Source organism: Gordonia sp. DT101 (genome assembly GCF_049844895.1).
Lineage (GTDB): Bacteria > Actinomycetota > Actinomycetes > Mycobacteriales > Mycobacteriaceae > Gordonia.
The window spans coordinates 1124469-1137244 of sequence record NZ_JBNCLX010000001.1 but is presented as its reverse complement, the minus strand read 5'-3'; the positions used below and the strand labels follow the sequence as shown (position 1 = coordinate 1137244).

Annotated in this window: 15 protein-coding genes; all 15 read right to left on the bottom strand. The window is 67.2% G+C overall.

The features are described from left to right. Positions 1-16: 16 nt before the first annotated feature. Positions 17-1297 (bottom strand): MFS transporter, encoded by a 1281-nt coding sequence (locus tag ACLQ3I_RS05485; protein ID WP_425800393.1) that lies wholly within the window; start codon positions 1295-1297, stop codon positions 17-19. A 71-nt stretch (positions 1298-1368) separates the two neighbouring features. Beyond that, complete coding sequence (locus ACLQ3I_RS05480) at positions 1369-1761, bottom strand: RidA family protein (RefSeq protein ID WP_425800391.1); 393 nt, start codon at positions 1759-1761, stop codon at positions 1369-1371. After that, on the bottom strand, positions 1758-2120 hold the full coding sequence (locus tag ACLQ3I_RS05475) for a hypothetical protein (RefSeq protein WP_425800389.1): 363 nt from the start codon (positions 2118-2120) through the stop codon (positions 1758-1760). The genes ACLQ3I_RS05480 and ACLQ3I_RS05475 overlap by 4 nt, the downstream gene beginning before the upstream one ends. Further along, a complete protein-coding gene (locus tag ACLQ3I_RS05470; RefSeq protein ID WP_425800387.1) occupies positions 2117-3214 on the bottom strand; it encodes a Rieske 2Fe-2S domain-containing protein in 1098 nt (365 codons plus the stop codon). The genes ACLQ3I_RS05475 and ACLQ3I_RS05470 overlap by 4 nt, the downstream gene beginning before the upstream one ends. A gap of 1 nt (position 3215) precedes the next feature. Continuing rightward, complete coding sequence (locus ACLQ3I_RS05465) at positions 3216-3449, bottom strand: recombinase-like helix-turn-helix domain-containing protein (RefSeq protein ID WP_425800383.1); 234 nt, start codon at positions 3447-3449, stop codon at positions 3216-3218. Beyond that, positions 3446-3901 (bottom strand): alpha/beta fold hydrolase, encoded by a 456-nt coding sequence (locus ACLQ3I_RS05460; RefSeq protein WP_425800381.1) that lies wholly within the window; start codon positions 3899-3901, stop codon positions 3446-3448. The genes ACLQ3I_RS05465 and ACLQ3I_RS05460 overlap by 4 nt, the downstream gene beginning before the upstream one ends. Continuing rightward, positions 3898-5592 carry a thiamine pyrophosphate-binding protein gene (locus tag ACLQ3I_RS05455; RefSeq protein WP_425800379.1) on the bottom strand — a complete coding sequence of 565 codons (1695 nt, stop codon included), beginning with the start codon at positions 5590-5592 and terminating at the stop codon, positions 3898-3900. The genes ACLQ3I_RS05460 and ACLQ3I_RS05455 overlap by 4 nt, the downstream gene beginning before the upstream one ends. Positions 5593-5625: 33 nt before the next feature. Beyond that, a complete protein-coding gene (locus tag ACLQ3I_RS05450; RefSeq protein WP_425800377.1) occupies positions 5626-6408 on the bottom strand; it encodes an SDR family oxidoreductase in 783 nt (260 codons plus the stop codon). Positions 6409-6442: 34 nt separating this feature from the next. Continuing rightward, complete coding sequence (locus tag ACLQ3I_RS05445; RefSeq protein WP_425800375.1) at positions 6443-7234, bottom strand: SDR family NAD(P)-dependent oxidoreductase; 792 nt, start codon at positions 7232-7234, stop codon at positions 6443-6445. After that, positions 7234-8049, bottom strand: coding sequence for an alpha/beta fold hydrolase (locus ACLQ3I_RS05440; RefSeq protein ID WP_425800373.1), 816 nt, complete (start codon positions 8047-8049; stop codon positions 7234-7236). The genes ACLQ3I_RS05445 and ACLQ3I_RS05440 overlap by 1 nt, the downstream gene beginning before the upstream one ends. Continuing rightward, a complete protein-coding gene (locus ACLQ3I_RS05435) occupies positions 8046-9044 on the bottom strand; it encodes a VOC family protein (RefSeq protein WP_425800371.1) in 999 nt (332 codons plus the stop codon). Before ACLQ3I_RS05435 ends, ACLQ3I_RS05440 begins: the two co-directional genes overlap by 4 nt. Before the next feature lie 12 nt (positions 9045-9056). Beyond that, positions 9057-10004, bottom strand: coding sequence for a PDR/VanB family oxidoreductase (locus tag ACLQ3I_RS05430; RefSeq protein ID WP_425800369.1), 948 nt, complete (start codon positions 10002-10004; stop codon positions 9057-9059). Positions 10005-10035: 31 nt separating this feature from the next. Then, positions 10036-10554, bottom strand: coding sequence for a cupin domain-containing protein (locus tag ACLQ3I_RS05425; RefSeq protein ID WP_425800367.1), 519 nt, complete (start codon positions 10552-10554; stop codon positions 10036-10038). 49 nt (positions 10555-10603) lie between these two features. Beyond that, complete coding sequence (locus tag ACLQ3I_RS05420) at positions 10604-10972, bottom strand: RidA family protein (RefSeq protein WP_425800365.1); 369 nt, start codon at positions 10970-10972, stop codon at positions 10604-10606. Between the two features lie 40 nt (positions 10973-11012). Continuing rightward, positions 11013-12551: an aldehyde dehydrogenase gene (locus ACLQ3I_RS05415; protein ID WP_425800363.1), complete on the bottom strand. Its 1539-nt coding sequence runs from the start codon at positions 12549-12551 to the stop codon at positions 11013-11015. Positions 12552-12776 lie beyond the last annotated feature (225 nt).

The following is a 12776-nucleotide window of genomic DNA, read 5'->3' as shown; positions in this document are numbered from 1 at the left end:
GTGAGTGGATGCTGGATCAGGCGGCGCCGACGACGGAGGGCCGACCGCCGTGCACCCTCACAGGTCGCTCACGCGTGGCCCGCCCCAGTGCGACGACGACCACCGCCGCGACGGCGACCGGAATGCACGCGATCAGCACGATCGTGCTGGTCGCGAAACCGAGTCCGATGAGAGCTCCACCGACGATCGGACCGACGACCGAGCCGAGCCGACCCATCGACGACGTCCAGCCCACACCGGTCGCGGCGGTCCGCTGGGGATAGAGGGATACCGCGACTGCCGCCTGACCGATCATGCCGGCCTGCAGACCGAGCCCGACCCCGCCGAACACTACGAGCAGCATCGCTTTGTCCGCACCGAGGAATGTCGACAGCACCAGGAACACGATGGCGACCATCGACGTCCCGGCCAGCACCGACGTCATCCGGAATCGGAACGCGGCAACCATCAGCACTCCGGCACCGATGATGCTGCCCACTCCGAGAGCAGCCGATCCGAGCGGTGCGAGTCCAGTGCTGAAGCCGTAGCTGGTCAGCAGCGTAGGCAGCCAGGACGAGAAGATGTAATACACCGAGAAGATCAGGAACGAGAACACCCACAGCAGGATCGTGCGCACCCGAACCGCCGGGTCGAAGAGCCGGGCAACCGACGCGTCGTGCTTGGCGGCGGCCGGCGCAGCCACCACGCCGGTCGCCGTTCGTTCATCGGGCAGCCAGATCCACAGGAACGGCAGCAGCGCCGCCGAGCCCACGGCGCCCACGATGAACACCGCCGGCCATCCGTACGACCCGATCACCGCCGAACCGAAGATCCCGGCAATGAGCGCGCCCAATGAGATCCCGGTAGTCACGAACACGGCGATCGACTGGCGATAGCGCGCCGGGTTCAGCGCCGTCGCCTGCGCCACCGCGGCCGGCATCACCGCGCCGAGACCGAATCCGGTGACGAAGCGCAACGCAGTCAGCTCCACGATCCCGCCGGCCCACGCGGTCAGCAGCGAGCCAACGGTGAACACCCCGACCGCGACCAACACGACCTTTCGACAACCGAACCGTGCCGTCAGCCGCCCGACGGCGATGTACCCGAGGGCGACGCCGAGGCTGGTGAGCGACAGCGCGGGCGTGAAGTGCGACGGGGAGACACCCCAGTCGTCGGCGAGGTCGGGGACGGACAACCCCAACGCGATGGTGTCGTAACCGTCGAGAACGACGGCCACGAACGCCAGGATCAGGACCGGCCAGTGGGGTCGGGTGATCTCGGGGGTGGTGGAACCGGAATTGTGGTTTGGTCCGCTCATGACGGGGTCCTCGGGGGTTTGCCGGCGTGGCTGTCGCCGGGTGGGGATTGGTTGATTCTAATCGGCTGCGGTCACGCAGCTGTAGGCAGGAATCCGTGAGCCTCGATCTCGACGACGAGGTCTGGCTCCACGAGCCCGGACACCTCGACCAGCGTCGAGCACGGGAAGTCACCGGAGAAGGCCGCTCCTCGGGCACGTCCGACGGCAGCCTTGTCACCGATGTTCGTGAGGTAGATGCGCAGGACGACGATGTCGTCGACCGTGGCGCCGCAGGCCTCGGTGAGCGCCTGGACCCGGCGAAACGCCTCTGTCGCCTGCGCGAACGGGTCGGTGCCGCCGACAGGTCCGTCGGGTGTGCCCGCATGCATTCCGGACAGGAAGAACTGTCCGTTGACGATCCGCGCGTTGCTGAACATATCCGGACACGGAGGTTCGGCCACAGCGGCCGCCGCGACGCGGGTCATGCGACGGACTCCGCCCGGGTGGTCGCCGGCGCACGCCTGGCGTCGGATTCGCGGGTGAGACGCGCTCGTACCGGCAGGAAGTCGTAGGTCGGGTAGAAATCGGTCTGGAAGCTGCCCCACGCGCGGCGCTCGAGCTCCACGTTGACCGCCGCCAGACGGGAAGCCGGTAGTCGGAGGGTGACGATCTGCCCGATACCCATCGCCACGACCCACGACACGATCTCGCAGCCGTCCGGGGGGAAGCCGTGCCACCAGTCGTTGTGGTCGAGGCGCCCCTGCAGCTGCTCGAGGTTCTGTCCCTGGTCGTGCCGCAAGACCACGGTCAGCATCATCGTTTCCTCGCTCGCCGGGGTGGTCATGCGTTGAGCTCCGCGAGCTGCTTGGCCTGGGCGACCGCGTCGGCGCGATAGATGCGGCGGATGCGGGAGACACCGAGGTCGTGCTGATAGAGATGCTCTTCGCGGTCGGCGTCACCCGACAGCGCTTCGAGGACCTCGCGGTCCTGCTCGAGTACCCGCCAGTGCTTCTCCTCGAGGGTGGTCCGGTACATGAACCGCCAGGCCTCTCGCTCCCATCCGCTCACGCGGCGGGTACGCCAGTGGAAGATCGCCGACGACGAACGGTCGATGGGCGTGCTCATGCCCACGATCCCGAACACGCCGCCGGGGCCGGCGCCGGGACCGTACGGGATCTCCAGGTCCACGTGGTCCATGGAGCCGCGGACGAACTCGACCCAGTCGAAGTTGACCCCGCGCTGATCGGTCTTCTCGAAAAAGAATCCTCGGTCGGTCTCGCGGATGCGGAACCGGGCCGCGGTGTCGCCGCCGAACATCGAGTGGGAATCACGGTGCAGGAAGGCGCCGTGCATCGGATCGAGGACATTGTCCATGTAGAAGCGCCACGGCCCGGCCCACTCCGCGTAGTTGCCGAACCACGACACCTCGGGATCCGACAGCCGATCGGGCAGTACGAACGGGGTGGGCACCGACTCCGCGGTGAGCGGCACGAACGCGAAGATGGTGTCGGCGGCCTCGACGACCTCGAGCGACACTGTCGCCCTGCGCCCTTCGAGTGCGCAGCCGGGCATACCCGGCACCGACACGACGGTGCCTTCACCGTCGACCTGAACCCCGTGATAGGCGCAGGCGATGCGGTCACCGAGGTGCTGCCCGACCGACAGCGGTGCGCTGCGGTGCGGACACCGATCCTCGAGCATGCGCACCACACCCTGTGCGTCACGAAACAGCACCCAGTCCACTTCTAGCCGGCGAACCGGCACCATGGCACCGGGTTCGAGCATGTGCGACGGGAGGATCGGGTACCACCGGTCGCGCAATCCGGTGGCGGCGATCTCGTCGGCGTCGAGGTGACGTCGGGTACCGACCGCGTAGGTTGGGCGTCCGCGGGTGGCCGGCCGAGCGGTGGTCCCGGAAACAGTTTGCGTGGTTGTCATGTCATCTCCCCAATCTGCGCATCTCGGCGCGGAAAGTCTGTTCGGTCCAGGGACGACCGTCGGGGCCGTTCAGTCCCAACGCATTCAGACCGTCGACGACCTCGTCGAGAGTCGTTGCGCCGCCGCCGAAGATCTCGGTGAGCGATCCGGCGAGCTTGCGCTCGTACGGCGTGATGGGTTCCGGATGTGTCTGGTGGGTTTCCAGATACGGCTCGCGGGCTGTGCGAGTGATCATGGGTGAACTCCTTCGAGGAGGGGGGTTGGTGGGGTGAGCAGTCGGCCATCGCGTGCGGCGAGACCTTCGGCGATGGCCATGAAGGATGCGCTCCACTCGCCGTACGACTCCGCACTCCGTAGATGCACCGGTTGCGGTGAGCCGTCGATGATGACGAACACGCCGTTCTCGACATCGCCGGCAATCTTTTGCGCCGCAGACAGATCCGTGTCCAGATCGGGTGCAGACGCGAGGACCAGGGTGGGCACCGCGACGTCGGTGAGCAGCGCGCTCTCGGCGTCGTCCAGTCCGGCCGGCTCGGCCAGCACCAGACTGATTACGGCGTCGGGATGTGCAATAGCCAACCGAACCGCGTCGATGACGTCGGAGCCTGCCGCGTGCACGTGCACCTGCTCACCCGATTCGACGGCGGCCTGTGCCCCGTCGGCCCACCACAGCGTGCGGGGGCTCATGAGCGCGGGCCGTCATGCGACTCGGCGGCGGGCACGTGTACCGGTGGTACGAACGGCCCCGGAGCCGGATCGAGCGCTTCGACGTCGACCTCGATGAACGTGGGCCCACGGTGGGCGATCGCGTCCTGCAGGGCCCCGACGATCGTCCCGGGCCCCTGGACCAACTGGTAGCGGATGTCCATCGACGCGGCCAAGAGGTCGAACCGCGGGGTGTGCAGGTCCACACCGGAACGTCGGAACCCGTTCTTCTCCTGCATGTTCCGCAAGACCCCGTAACCACCGTCGTTGAAGAGCAGCACGATGACGTGGGCCCCGGAGCCGGCCAGGGAGGCCAGCTCACCGAGATGCACCGCGAGTCCCCCGTCGCCCGCCATCACCAGTGTCGGCACGTCCGGACGCGCGTGTGCTGCACCGATTCCCATGGCCAGACCCTGGCCTATGCCTCCACCGAGCGGGAAGATGTTGGTGGTGCGATCCAGGATCGGTAGGAGCCGATTTCCCCATTGACTCGACGGAATGGTGACGTCGCGCGCGATCACCGACCGTTCGGGCAGTGCGGCACGGAGCGACGTGCAGATCTCCGCGTAGCCGCCGATGTAAGAGGTCAGATCGGCACGGACACGGTCCCGGACCTCGGTGACGCGGGTCGACCAGTCCGAACCCGCGCGCCCGGCAGTGACCCGCTCCGCAAGGCCGTGCAGGACGTCAACGGCCTCGCCGACGATCCCGACCGTCGCCGGGTACACCCGCCCGATCGTGTCCGGCTCGATGTCGACCTGGATCAGTTCGTCCGGGAGCTTCAGACTGTAGGAGGCGGTCTCGTTCGACCGGAAGTGGGTTCCGACGGCGAGCAGCAGATCGGCGGACGAGATGAGCTCACGGACGGGCGGTGTGGTCGCGAAGTTGCCGATCACCAGCGGGTCGGTCTCCGGCACGATGCCGCGACCCGAGTTGCTGGTCAGGATTCCGGCGCCCAGGCGGTGCGCGAGCTCGGCGATCGCCTCGCCGGCGTCGGCCGCGCCACCGCCGAGCCAGATCAATGGCCGGGTGGAGTCCTGCAACCGTACCGCAGCACGGTCGAGTGCTGCGGTGTCGAGCTCGACGCGTGGGTTCGACGTCACGTCCAGTGGGCGCTGGGACTCCGGGGACGCGAGGTACTGGAGATCGGTCGGCCATTCCACGCTGGCCGGGCCGGACGGGGCGGTGCGGATCGCGGCGATCGCCGATTCCAGCTCGGCTGCCACGTCTTTCGCGTCGCGGATGGTCGTGGAGTGTGCGGACACGGCGGCCAGCATCTCGGGTTGGGCGGGGAACTCGTGGATGACGCCGCGACTGGTGGCGGGACGACCGGGAGCGAGGTACTCACTTTCGATCTGGCCGGTGATGTGCAGCACCCGGCTGCCCGCGGTCAGGGCTTCCACCATCGATCCGGCCGCGTTGCCGGCGCCGGTCCCGGTACTGGTCAGCGCCACACCGATGCCGCCGGAGGCACGCGCATAGCCGTCCGCGGCGTTGACCGCGGCAGCTTCGTGCCGCATCTCGACGAAGCTGAGGTCGCGGTCGACCGCCTCGACAAGCGGCAGGTTGTGGATGCTGACCACGCCGAATGCGGTGGTGATCCCGTGGCGGCGCATCACCTCGACGAGAACGTCTCCGCCGGTGCGGCGGTGGGTGGTGGACGGTTCGGACATCGCTGATCTCTCCTGTGGGCTGGGGTAGGGCTGTCAGACGTAGCGGTGGACTCCGCCACCGACGTCGAGGGTCGCGCCGGTCATGTAACTGTTGAGTGGCGAGAGCAGGGTCGTGACCGGGAAAGCGAGTTCGTCCGCAGTCCCGAAGCGCCCCAGACCGATTCCGCGATCACGCGCGATGTCGGCGCTCCATGATTCGAAATCCTCGGCCGAGCCGCTCTCCTGGTATCGGCGGTGCCACTGACCGGTGTCCACCAGGCCCAGCAGCACGGAATTGACGCGGATGCCCTCGGGCGCGAGGTCCCCGGCGAGTGAACGCGACAGGTTGAGCAGCCCGGCGCGAGCGGCTGCGGTGATGGCGAGTCGCAGTTCGGGCTGACGCGACAGGATGGCATTGACGATGACGACCGAGCCGGCACCCGAGTCGGCTAACGCCTTTCGGCCGGCGCGAATGACGTTGAGGGCGCCGAAGATCTTCAGATCGAACTCGTCGCGGATCTCGTCGTCGGTGGTTTCATCGAGGGTGCGCATCAACGACCGGCCGGCATTACACACCATTCCGTCGAGACCGCCGAGGCTACCGATCGCGTCGTCGACGAAGGAGTTCACCGACGCCCGGTCGGTGACATCGCAGGGTGCCGTGACGACATCGGTCATCTCGGCCAGGTCTGCGGTGGCAGCACGCAGGCGATCGACGTCCCGGGCACACAGCGCGAGTCGGGCGCCTTCGGCCGCGAGCATTCGGGCCGTGGCAAGACCGATCCCGGAGCTGGCTCCGGTGATCAGAATTCGGCGGCCGCTCAGTTGCAGGTCCATGTGTGCTCCTGGATGGTGATGGTCTGAATGGCGTTCAGCGGAAGATGAATCCGCCGTCGACGACGATGGTCTGTCCGGTCACGAAGGCGGCGTCGTCGGAGAGCAGGAATCGGACGACCCCAGCGACGTCGTCGGGCGTCTGTTCGCGTTTCAGCGCTCGGCCCTGGGCATAGGTGCGGTATCGCTCATCCGGCACCGTCTCGGTGGCCTCGACCCGCGTGAGGCCGGGTGCCACAGCATTGACCCGTACGCCGTATTCTCCGGCGTCTCGTGCCATTGACCGTGTCATCCCGATGACCGCCGCTTTCGACGAAACATAGTGCACCAGTCGAGGTGAGCCGTACATCGCGACATCGGAGGCGATGTTGACGACTGCACCCTGCGCGTCGGCGAGTAGTGGCCACAGGTACTTGGTGACCGCCCAGGTGCCGCGTACGTTGACGTCCGAGAGACGTCCGAACTCGTCGTCGGCGAGTTCGAAGAACGTTGCGCCGCCGACTCCGTCGGCGATGGCAGCGTTGTTCACCAGACCGACCAGACGATCCCCGTCGTGCTCCAGCCGCTCGGCCAGAGCACGTACCGACGCGAAGTCGGCGATGTCGGTGACGATCGCGGTGGCGTCGATGCCTTCGGCGGTCAGCTCGTCCCGGGTCACCTGGGCGGTGGTGGTGTCGCGTTCGGCGATCACGACCCGGTGGCCCTCTCGACCGAGACGCTCGGCGATGCTCCGCCCCAAGCCGCGTCCACCACCGGTCACCACGACGGTGCCCCTGTTCGGGGTGCCACTATTCGTGGTGCGACGGCTCGGGGCGGTCGGGCCGGTCATCACAGTCTCCGCAGAAAGTCGACGACGTGGCCGGCCACCACGGCCGGTTGTTCCTGGATGGCGACATGTCCGGCGTGGTCGACGATGTGGAGCTCGGCGTTCGGGATACGTTCGGCGAGCAGTCGTGATTCGTCCACGCCGGTGATCACGTCCTTGTCGCCGACCAAAACCAGTGCCGGAATGGCGATCCGGGGCAGGTCGGGGCCGTGGTCGGTGGCGGCCATGAACTCGGCGGCCGCGCTGAAACCGGGCAGGCGGACCGCGGCCATCGACTTGCGCACGTCGGCTGCCACTGCGGGGTCGGCGTCGGGTGCGGTGAGCCGGTCGGCGCGGCCGGCGGCGACGGACACGGCACCGTTGTCGCGGAGTTCGGTGATCCGCGCTCGCATGGCCGCGGACTTCTGTTCGCTGATGCCCGAGCCGCGGGTGGTGTCGGCGAGCACCAGCGCTCGCACACGGTCCGGCCGGCGTAGTACTGCCGACATCGCGATGACCCCGCCCCACGATGTCCCGACGATCACGGCGGGCTGATCCGGGGAGACGACATCGAGGACGTCGAGGATGTCGTCGACGACGTCGCCCCCGGCTTCGGGATCCGCCGACTGTCCGAAGCCGGGCGCGTCGACGCACCAGCTCGACACACCGGCCTCCGCGAGTCGGGACGCCAACGGTTCACACGAAGCGACCGAGCCGCCGATCCCGTGCAGCATCACGACCGGCGACGTGATGATCGCCTCGGTACGGGCGGTGTGGGCCACCAGGTGGATGCGATCGCGGATATCGGTGCCGGTGGTTGCCGTCGATGCGCTGGTCATGAAATCCCCGCCATCTCGGGTGCGCCATAGAAGTAGTCGGCGTCGCGCGGCGTGACCAATGATCGGGCACCGAGATCCGGGATGCCGGCCATGGCCGTGCGCACCGAGGTGCTGGGCGGCCCGGCGGTTCCCCAAGTGTCCGACAGTTCCGGGGTGCGACGCCAGGTGCGGCACAGCCACGCGTCCTCGTCGATCTGGGCCACCTCCGAGGTGTATTCGCACACCAGTCCGGCGGGATCGGTGAAGTAGGAGAAGGTGTTGTCGCCGGGGCCGTGCCGACCGGGTCCCCACTGCGGCGCGATCCCATGTGCATGCAGACTTCCGATGCCGCGCATGAAGTGATCGATCGAGGTCATCTCGTAGGCGATGTGGTTGACCGACGGCCACGTGGCCTGATTGAAAGCGATCACGTGGTGGTCGGAATTGCATCGCAGGAAGGCCATCTGGCGTTCGGACCAGTCGGAGATCCGCATGCCGAGCACCTGGGTGTAGAACTGCACGGTCCGCTCGATGTCGGTGGTGTTGAGCACCACGTGAGCGATCTTGCGGGGCACGGCGCGACGGCCACCGGGCTCCTGACTTGACACCGCGAAGGTATCAGCCGACAGCTCGATCGTCCGGCCCTCGGGGTCCACGAACTGCAGACCGTATCCGCCGCCCGCATCGTCGAGCATGCCCGGTGTGCGCAGCATCGGGACACCGATGCGATCGAGCGCGAGCGCGGCCTCGTCGACGTCCCGTGGTGCGGCGAGGGCAAAGCTGATGCCACCGAGGGAGTTCGTGTCGCCCGGCCGGAGATCGAGAACGTGATGCTCGGTTCCGGTGGCCCGCAACCAGAACCGATCGCCGTCCTCGTCGACGGCGGTCAGTCCCCACACCTCGTGGTAGAAGTCGCGGGAGGCCTTGGGGTCAGAGACCGTCAGCGCCACCGAACGCAGGCTGCGCAGGGTGCAGACCGGCCGGTCGGTGATGACGGGACGCTGGGAGTAGAGCATCGTGGAATCCTTCTAGAGGTCGAGGACGAGTTCGGCAGAGCGGCAGCGGGATACGCACGGCAACATCGTCGTGTTCTCGGCATGCTCGGTTTCGCTGAGCACGAAGTCGCGGTGGTCGACGTCGCCTTTGACGACGGCCACCTCGCAGGTGCCGCAGATACCTTCGGTGCATGAGCTGGGCACGTCGACACCGGCGTCGAGCAAGGCGTCGAGCACCGAGACGTTGCAGGCGACCGGGATTCGACGACCGCTCTGATCGAGCACGACGTCGAACGCGCTGTCGTCGCCGGCGGGTGCCGCGATCACGGGAGCGGCGAATCGCTCGGTCCGCAGGGCCGCGCCCTCGGGCACCACCTTCTCCACCGCATCGAGTAGCGGGGGCGGACCACAGCAGTACACGACGGCACCTGCCGCTGCGTTACCGATCACGGCGTCGAGATCCGGAAGTCCGCCGACCTCGTCGTCGGCGTGGATCGTCGCCGTTGCGAGCCCGGAAACCTCGTTGACGAATGCCATCGAATGCCGTGACCGTCCCGCGTACAGCATCCGCCATGGACGTCCGGCAGCCTCGAGGTGACGCATCATCGCCACGATCGGGGTGATCCCGACGCCACCGGCCACGAGCACATGTTCGGTGGCGTCATCGTCGACGCCGAATGCGTTACGTGGTCCGGCGACCTCGATCTCGGCACCGACCGACAGCCGATCATGCACGTGCACGCTGCCGCCGCGAGACTGTTCAGTGCGCAGCACCGCGACCGTCCAGCGCGACGTGTCGTGTGGGTCGGAGCACAGGGAGTACTCCCGGATCAGTCCACCCGGGAGGTGCAGGGCGATGTGTGCACCGGGCTTCCAGGTCGGCAGGCACGCACCAGTCGGGTCGACCAGGGTGACGCTGGTGATGCCATCTGCCTCCCACGTCTTCTGCTCGACGCGAAGGAGTCTCGTGTCTGCGGACATCGGTGATCCTCTCGGACGGTCGGGTACGACGTCAGCGAGTGACGCCGTACATCTCCGAGCTCGGCGGGTAGGTGGGCAGCTGCGGCTTGGGCGCGCCGATGATCACGCAGAACAGAGCGTCGGTGTCCCCGACGTTGGCAAGACTGCGCGGCACCCCGGCCGGCACGCGGATCAGATCCCGGTAGCCGAGTTTGCGGACAGCCTTCTTGGTGCCATCCTCGACGTCGTGCACTGCGACCTCGAGCTCACCCTCGAGCACGAAGAACACTTCCTCCACGTCATGGTGGGTGTGCTCGGGGCCGACGGCACCGGCCGGCAGCCGCATGTTCGAGAAGGTGAAGTGCTCCGACGGCAGCGTACGGTTGTCGCCGTCGTGGTTGCCGGTGGCGCCGGACCCGATGTAGCGGATCTGGGCGCGCTTGAACCGGTCTCCGCCCTTCGCGGCCTGGAATCCCAGGGTGTCCCAGTCCTCGTACCGTGAATCGCGGCCGGCGATGCAGGCATCGATCTGCTGCTCGAGGTCGACGGCCTGCTTCTCTGGAGCGCTCATGATGGTGTCCTCTCGGTTGGGTTGGTGATCTTCGGTGGTCAGGATTGGGTCAGGCGCGGTGCGCGATCGCTTCGATCTCGACGGTGGCGCCGTACGGCAGGGCCGCGACTTCGACAAACGATCGCGCGGGTCGCGGATCGTCGAAGATTTTCTCGTAGTGACGGTTTGCCGCATCCCGGAGCGAGACGTCGGTGACGAAGTAGGTGGTCTTGACGACGTCGGTGAGCTCCATCTCGACGGTGGCGAGGCGCTCGGTCAGCCGTGCGATCGCGGCGTCGAGTGCGGGTTCGACCCCGTTCACCGCGGTACCGCTCTCGTCGACTGACAAGGCACCGGAGACGAATCCGAAGCCGGCCACCGCATAGGCGGGGCTGTAGGGGTGGGCTGATCCGGTCGCTGATGGCGCCGAAGTGGGCATGGTGTGTCCTCTCTCGTTTTGCTGGGGGCGGTCTCGAGATCTATCGGGATGTGCCCCAACGCATCGGTGCGTCGCTGCGATCCAGGTAGATGCTCTTCTGATCCGAGTACTGACGGATTGCGTCTCGCCCCTTCTCCGTGCCGAGACCGCTCTCTCGCAGACCGGTGAAAGGTGTTGAGATGGAGAACTGTTTGTAGGTGTTGACCCACACCGTTCCCGCGTTGACCGCTTCACCGACACGCAGCGCGCGGCGGTAGTCCTGGGTCCAGAGGCCGCATGCCAAGCCGTAGACGGTGTCGTTCGCCTGCGTGATGACATCGGCCTCGTCGTCGAAGGGGATCACCACCGCGACCGGCCCGAAGATCTCCTCGCGACTGATGGTGTCGGCGTTGGTGACTCCGGTCAGGATCGTCGGCGGGTAGTAGCTTCCCGTGGCCAGCCCGGGATCGTCCGGGATCCGACCGCCGCATCGCACCTGGGCGCCCGCGGCGACGGCAGCGTCGACCATCGTGGCGACGGAATCGCGATGCGTCCGGGAGATCATCGGTGCGACATCGGTGCCACCGTCCGTGCCCGGCCCGAGCCGAAGACGTGCGGCGCGTCGCACTAGTTCGTCGGTGAAGTTGTCGAAGATGCTGCGTTGGACAAAGATTCGTGATCCAGCGATGCAGCTCTGCCCACTTGACGAGAAGATGCCGAAGAGCACGCCCTGCAGGGCTCGTTCGAGGTCGGCGTCGTCGAAGACGATGGTGGGGGATTTGCCGCCGAGTTCCAGGGTGATCGGCATCAGTTTGTCGGCGGCGACGTGTGCGAGATGGCGACCGGTGGATGTTCCTCCGGTGAAGCTGACCTTTGCCACCTGCGGATGACGGACGAGCGCCTCACCCACCGTCCGGCCCGGACCGGGGAGCACCGACAACAGCCCGCTGGGCAGCCCGGCCTCCTCGCACAGTCGCGCGAGGAGCAGCGTCACCCACGGGGCCCAGACCGGCGGCTTACTGATCACCGCGTTCCCGGCGGCCAGCGCCGGTGCGAGTTTCTGTGCGTCCGAGGCGATCGGCGAATTCCACGGCGTGATGGCGCCGACGACGCCCATCGGCTGATGTGTCGACAGCGTCATCCACGGTCCCCGTGGTGTGGTGACCGCGTCGTCGGCGGTCTCCAGCGCGGCGGCCATGTACCGGAAGGTGTTGGCCGCGCTCGCTGCCAAGGCTTTCGTCTCACTGAGGGTCTTGCCGGTGTCGAGGGTCTGCAGCGCAGCGATACGGTCCGCATTGAATTCGACCGCATTGCCGATGCGATGAAGGGTCGCTGCACGCTCGTGCGGCAGCATCGTCGCCCACCCGCTGGTCCGCGCTGCGGACAGCCCGGCGCGGACGGCGACATCGACGTCGTCGACGGTGGCGGCCCGCAGGGTGGCGAACCTGTGTCCGGACGCCGGGTCGATCGATTCGATCGGCTCACCTGTTCCGGTCACCCACCGTCCCGCCACGTAGATCTCGTCGAGGAGATCGCGGCTCGGGTCGACGCCGGCCCCGATGAGGGCGGGCGCTGTATCGGTGCTCGCGACGAGTGACATTCGGGGATCCATTCCGGCTGGGCGAGCCGACGACTGCGTGGCTCTGACTGGGCTGTCGCGCAGGTAATTACCTTTGCGCTAAGACAGTTGTAGAGCCTTAGCGCTAAGACGTCAACAGCAGAAGCCGCAGAACAGAGCTTTGTAACGCCGGGTTTATCTGAAGGAAATCGAAGCGACGCAGGTCACACTGGGTGTGCGCGCCGTCACTCTGGCGAGATTTCTCTC

What these genes read in the sequence shown, in the direction of transcription:
- ACLQ3I_RS05440 (WP_425800373.1), bottom strand. Translation starts at nt 8,049, where the DNA reads ATGACCAGCGCATCGACGGCAACCACCGGCACCGATATCCGCGATCGC.
- ACLQ3I_RS05480 (WP_425800391.1), bottom strand. Translation starts at nt 1,761, where the DNA reads ATGACCCGCGTCGCGGCGGCCGCTGTGGCCGAACCTCCGTGTCCGGAT.
- ACLQ3I_RS05425 (WP_425800367.1), bottom strand. Translation starts at nt 10,554, where the DNA reads ATGAGCGCTCCAGAGAAGCAGGCCGTCGACCTCGAGCAGCAGATCGAT.
- ACLQ3I_RS05455 (WP_425800379.1), bottom strand. Translation starts at nt 5,592, where the DNA reads ATGTCCGAACCGTCCACCACCCACCGCCGCACCGGCGGAGACGTTCTC.
- ACLQ3I_RS05430 (WP_425800369.1), bottom strand. Translation starts at nt 10,004, where the DNA reads ATGTCCGCAGACACGAGACTCCTTCGCGTCGAGCAGAAGACGTGGGAG.
- ACLQ3I_RS05485 (WP_425800393.1), bottom strand. Translation starts at nt 1,297, where the DNA reads ATGAGCGGACCAAACCACAATTCCGGTTCCACCACCCCCGAGATCACC.
- ACLQ3I_RS05435 (WP_425800371.1), bottom strand. Translation starts at nt 9,044, where the DNA reads ATGCTCTACTCCCAGCGTCCCGTCATCACCGACCGGCCGGTCTGCACC.
- ACLQ3I_RS05475 (WP_425800389.1), bottom strand. Translation starts at nt 2,120, where the DNA reads ATGACCACCCCGGCGAGCGAGGAAACGATGATGCTGACCGTGGTCTTG.
- ACLQ3I_RS05445 (WP_425800375.1), bottom strand. Translation starts at nt 7,234, where the DNA reads ATGACCGGCCCGACCGCCCCGAGCCGTCGCACCACGAATAGTGGCACC.
- ACLQ3I_RS05420 (WP_425800365.1), bottom strand. Translation starts at nt 10,972, where the DNA reads ATGCCCACTTCGGCGCCATCAGCGACCGGATCAGCCCACCCCTACAGC.
- ACLQ3I_RS05460 (WP_425800381.1), bottom strand. Translation starts at nt 3,901, where the DNA reads ATGAGCCCCCGCACGCTGTGGTGGGCCGACGGGGCACAGGCCGCCGTC.
- ACLQ3I_RS05465 (WP_425800383.1), bottom strand. Translation starts at nt 3,449, where the DNA reads ATGATCACTCGCACAGCCCGCGAGCCGTATCTGGAAACCCACCAGACA.
- ACLQ3I_RS05415 (WP_425800363.1), bottom strand. Translation starts at nt 12,551, where the DNA reads ATGTCACTCGTCGCGAGCACCGATACAGCGCCCGCCCTCATCGGGGCC.
- ACLQ3I_RS05470 (WP_425800387.1), bottom strand. Translation starts at nt 3,214, where the DNA reads ATGACAACCACGCAAACTGTTTCCGGGACCACCGCTCGGCCGGCCACC.
- ACLQ3I_RS05450 (WP_425800377.1), bottom strand. Translation starts at nt 6,408, where the DNA reads ATGGACCTGCAACTGAGCGGCCGCCGAATTCTGATCACCGGAGCCAGC.